The sequence below is a fragment of the Staphylococcus sp. 510 genome (assembly GCF_057219715.1).
The window spans coordinates 1-4,555 of record NZ_JBXVVK010000032.1; the positions used below are offsets into that span (position 1 = coordinate 1).

General features: G+C 35.7%; 4 protein-coding genes and 1 pseudogene. All 5 read right to left on the bottom strand.

What is annotated here, in order from left to right:
• Positions 1–196 (bottom strand): annotated as a pseudogene (locus AC2D8K_RS12325) (protein rep); the annotation flags it as partial.
• A gap of 244 nt (positions 197–440) precedes the next feature.
• Positions 441–1,703, bottom strand: coding sequence for a MobV family relaxase (gene mobV, locus AC2D8K_RS12330; RefSeq protein WP_000119405.1), 1,263 nt, complete (start codon positions 1,701–1,703; stop codon positions 441–443).
• A 506-nt stretch (positions 1,704–2,209) separates the two neighbouring features.
• Positions 2,210–2,614: a bleomycin binding protein gene (bleO, locus tag AC2D8K_RS12335; protein ID WP_001242578.1), complete on the bottom strand. Its 405-nt coding sequence runs from the start codon at positions 2,612–2,614 to the stop codon at positions 2,210–2,212.
• A gap of 216 nt (positions 2,615–2,830) precedes the next feature.
• Positions 2,831–3,592: an aminoglycoside O-nucleotidyltransferase ANT(4')-Ia gene (aadD1, locus tag AC2D8K_RS12340; protein WP_001014230.1), complete on the bottom strand. Its 762-nt coding sequence runs from the start codon at positions 3,590–3,592 to the stop codon at positions 2,831–2,833.
• Positions 3,593–3,760: 168 nt separating this feature from the next.
• Positions 3,761–4,555: protein rep (locus tag AC2D8K_RS12345; protein ID WP_243603437.1), on the bottom strand; the 795-nt coding region annotated here is incomplete at its 5' end.

Sequence of the window (4,555 nt, forward strand, 5' to 3'; positions counted from 1 at the left end):
GATTTTGTTTATACTCTAATATTTCAGCACAATCTTTTACTCTTTCAGCCTTTTTAAATTCAAGAATATGCAGAAGTTCAAAGTAATCAACATTAGCGATTTTCTTTTCTCTCCATGGTCTCACTTTTCCACTTTTTGTCTTGTCCACTAAAACCCTTGATTTTTCATCTGAATAAATGCTACTATTAGGACACATAATATTAAAAGAAACCCCCATCTATTTAGTTATTTGTTTAGTCACTTATAACTTTAACAGATGGGGTTTTTCTGTGCAACCAATTTTAAGGGTTTTCAATACTTTAAAACACATACATACCAACACTTCAACGCACCTTTCAGCAACTAAAATAAAAATGACGTTATTTCTATATGTATCAAGATAAGAAAGAACAAGTTCAAAACCATCAAAAAAAGACACCTTTTCAGGTGCTTTTTTTATTTTATAAACTCATTCCCTGATCTCGACTTCGTTCTTTTTTTACCTCTCGGTTATGAGTTAGTTCAAATTCGTTCTTTTTAGGTTCTAAATCGTGTTTTTCTTGGAATTGTGCTGTTTTATCCTTTACCTTGTCTACAAACCCCTTAAAAACGTTTTTAAAGGCTTTTAAGCCGTCTGTACGTTCCTTAAGGAATTCCTTAGTGCTTTCATAGATTAAACTCACATCACGCTTTAAATCGCTTATTTTAGACTTTAAAGACTTGTTTTCTTCAAGCAACTCATTATAATCATTTACATTTTCATTAAATCGCTCTACAAGACCACTATATTTTTCTTTAACTTGCCCATGTTCTTTACTTAATTTTTTATATTCTCTCGCCATATCAGTACTCATGAGATTTCTAACATGCTGTTTTAACCTATCGTTATCTCTCGCAGCAGTCACTAAGTTTTTATAATCACGCTCCGATATAACAACATTTTTGGTTGGTTTCTTTTCTGTTTTCATTATTTCTTTTCCCAAACCAAACATGGACTTTTCACCCGTTGGCACTTCAACACTTTTCATGTGTCGTTTCGCTGGTACTTCTAAATCTGATTTAACTTTATCGCTATAAGCAGTCCATTCATCTTTTTTAACTGCTAAATTTTTTTCTAGAAAATCAATCTCTTTTTCCAAAGTTTGTTTTTTAAATTTAGCTGTCTCAATATGTTTACGGTCAGAGCCACGTTCACCACGCTTCAACTCAAAACCCTGTTTTTTCATATGCTCGGGGAATTTATCTTGTAGCCATAACAGTTCTTGACGATTAAACACATTTTTTCCTTGCAGTTTTCCATCACGCATAGGCACAACACCTAAATGCATGTGAGGGGTTTGCTCATCATTATGAACTGTTGCATAAGCAATATTTTGCTTGCCATATCGTTCGGAAAATAATTTATAACTTTCCTCAAAAAATCGTTTTTGTTCTCCTGGATCCAGTTGCTCAAAAAAATCTCGGTCAGATGTTACTAGCAACTCATTTACAAGAACAGCATCTTTCCTCGTTTTTCTTGTACCTGTTTTTTGTGATTCAATAATTTCTTTGACACGTTCGTTGTAATCAATATTTTTATCATTTTTCAAATCATAATTTTCACGTGTTCGCTCATGGTCAATATCATCATTCGTTCTACTTTTTCGCTCTCTTTGATTATGAAATTGCATGCCTTTTAGTCCAGCTGATTTCACTTTTTGCATTCTACAAACTGCATAACTCATATGTAAATCGCTCCTTTTTAGGTGGCACAAATGTGAGGCATTTTCGCTCTTTCCGGCAACCACTTCCAAGTAAAGTATAACACACTATACTTTATATTCATAAAGTGTGTGCTCTGCGAGGCTGTCGGCAGTGCCGACCAAAACCATAAAACCTTTAAGACCTTTCTTTTTTTTACGAGAAAAAAGAAACAAAAAAACCTGCCCTCTGCCACCTCAGCAAAGGGGGGTTTTGCTCTCGTGCTCGTTTAAAAATCAGCAAGGGACAGGTAGTATTTTTTGAGAAGATCACTCAAAAAATCTCCACCTTTAAACCCTTGCCAATTTTTATTTTGTCCGTTTTGTCTAGCTTACCGAAAGCCAGACTCAGCAAGAATAAAATTTTTATTGTCTTTCGGTTTTCTAGTGTAACGGACAAAACCACTCAAAATAAAAAAGATACAAGAGAGGTCTCTCGTATCTTTTATTCAGCAATCGCGCCCGATTGCTGAACAGATTAATAATAGATTTTAGCTTTTTATTTGTTGAAAAAAGCTAATCAAATTGTTGTCGGGATCAATTACTGCAAAGTCTCGTTCATCCCACCACTGATCTTTTAATGATGTATTGGGGTGCAAAATGCCCAAAGGCTTAATATGTTGATATAATTCATCAATTCCCTCTACTTCAATGCGGCAACTAGCAGTACCAGCAATAAACGACTCCGCACCTGTACAAACCGGTGAATCATTACTACGAGAGCGCCAGCCTTCATCACTTGCCTCCCATAGATGAATCCGAACCTCATTACACATTAGAACTGCGAATCCATCTTCATGGTGAACCAAAGTGAAACCTAGTTTATCGCAATAAAAACCTATACTCTTTTTAATATCCCCGACTGGCAATGCCGGGATAGACTGTAACATTCTCACGCATAAAATCCCCTTTCATTTTCTAATGTAAATCTATTACCTTATTATTAATTCAATTCGCTCATAATTAATCCTTTTTCTTATTACGCAAAATGGCCCGATTTAAGCACACCCTTTATTCCGTTAATGCGCCATGACAGCCATGATAATTACTAATACTAGGAGAAGTTAATAAATACGTAACCAACATGATTAACAATTATTAGAGGTCATCGTTCAAAATGGTATGCGTTTTGACACATCCACTATATATCCGTGTCGTTCTGTCCACTCCTGAATCCCATTCCAGAAATTCTCTAGCGATTCCAGAAGTTTCTCAGAGTCGGAAAGTTGACCAGACATTACGAACTGGCACAGATGGTCATAACCTGAAGGAAGATCTGATTGCTTAACTGCTTCAGTTAAGACCGAAGCGCTCGTCGTATAACAGATGCGATGATGCAGACCAATCAACATGGCACCTGCCATTGCTACCTGTACAGTCAAGGATGGTAGAAATGTTGTCGGTCCTTGCACACGAATATTACGCCATTTGCCTGCATATTCAAACAGCTCTTCTACGATAAGGGCACAAATCGCATCGTGGAACGTTTGGGCTTCTACCGATTTAGCAGTTTGATACACTTTCTCTAAGTATCCACCTGAATCATAAATCGGCAAAATAGAGAAAAATTGACCATGTGTAAGCGGCCAATCTGATTCCACCTGAGATGCATAATCTAGTAGAATCTCTTCGCTATCAAAATTCACTTCCACCTTCCACTCACCGGTTGTCCATTCATGGCTGAACTCTGCTTCCTCTGTTGACATGACACACATCATCTCAATATCCGAATAGGGCCCATCAGTCTGACGACCAAGAGAGCCATAAACACCAATAGCCTTAACATCATCCCCATATTTATCCAATATTCGTTCCTTAATTTCATGAACAATCTTCATTCTTTCTTCTCTAGTCATTATTATTGGTCCATTCACTATTCTCATTCCCTTTTCAGATAATTTTAGATTTGCTTTTCTAAATAAGAATATTTGGAGAGCACCGTTCTTATTCAGCTATTAATAACTCGTCTTCCTAAGCATCCTTCAATCCTTTTAATAACAATTATAGCATCTAATCTTCAACAAACTGGCCCGTTTGTTGAACTACTCTTTAATAAAATAATTTTTCCGTTCCCAATTCCACATTGCAATAATAGAAAATCCATCTTCATCGGCTTTTTCGTCATCATCTGTATGAATCAAATCGCCTTCTTCTGTGTCATCAAGGTTTAATTTTTTATGTATTTCTTTTAACAAACCACCATAGGAGATTAACCTTTTACGGTGTAAACCTTCCTCCAAATCAGACAAACGTTTCAAATTCTTTTCTTCATCATCGGTCATAAAATCCGTATCCTTTACAGGATATTTTGCAGTTTCGTCAATTGCCGATTGTATATCCGATTTATATTTATTTTTCGGTCGAATCATTTGAACTTTTACATTTGGATCATAGTCTAATTTCATTGCCTTTTTCCAAAATTGAATCCATTGTTTTTGATTCACGTAGTTTTCTGTATTCTTAAAATAAGTTGGTTCCACACATACCAATACATGCATGTGCTGATTATAAGAATTATCTTTATTATTTATTGTCACTTCCGTTGCACGCATAAAACCAACAAGATTTTTATTAATTTTTTTATATTGCATCATTCGGCGAAATCCTTGAGCCATATCTGACAAACTCTTATTTAATTCTTCGCCATCATAAACATTTTTAACTGTTAATGTGAGAAACAACCAACGAACTGTTGGCTTTTGTTTAATAACTTCAGCAACAACCTTTTGTGACTGAATGCCATGTTTCATTGCTCTCCTCCAGTTGCACATTGGACAAAGCCTGGATTTACAAAACCACACTCGATACAACTTTCTTTCGCCTGTTTCACGATTTTG

Coding starts and splice junctions, on each gene's coding strand:
- mobV (WP_000119405.1), bottom strand. CDS start 1,703: ATGAGTTATGCAGTTTGTAGAATGCAAAAAGTGAAATCAGCTGGACTA.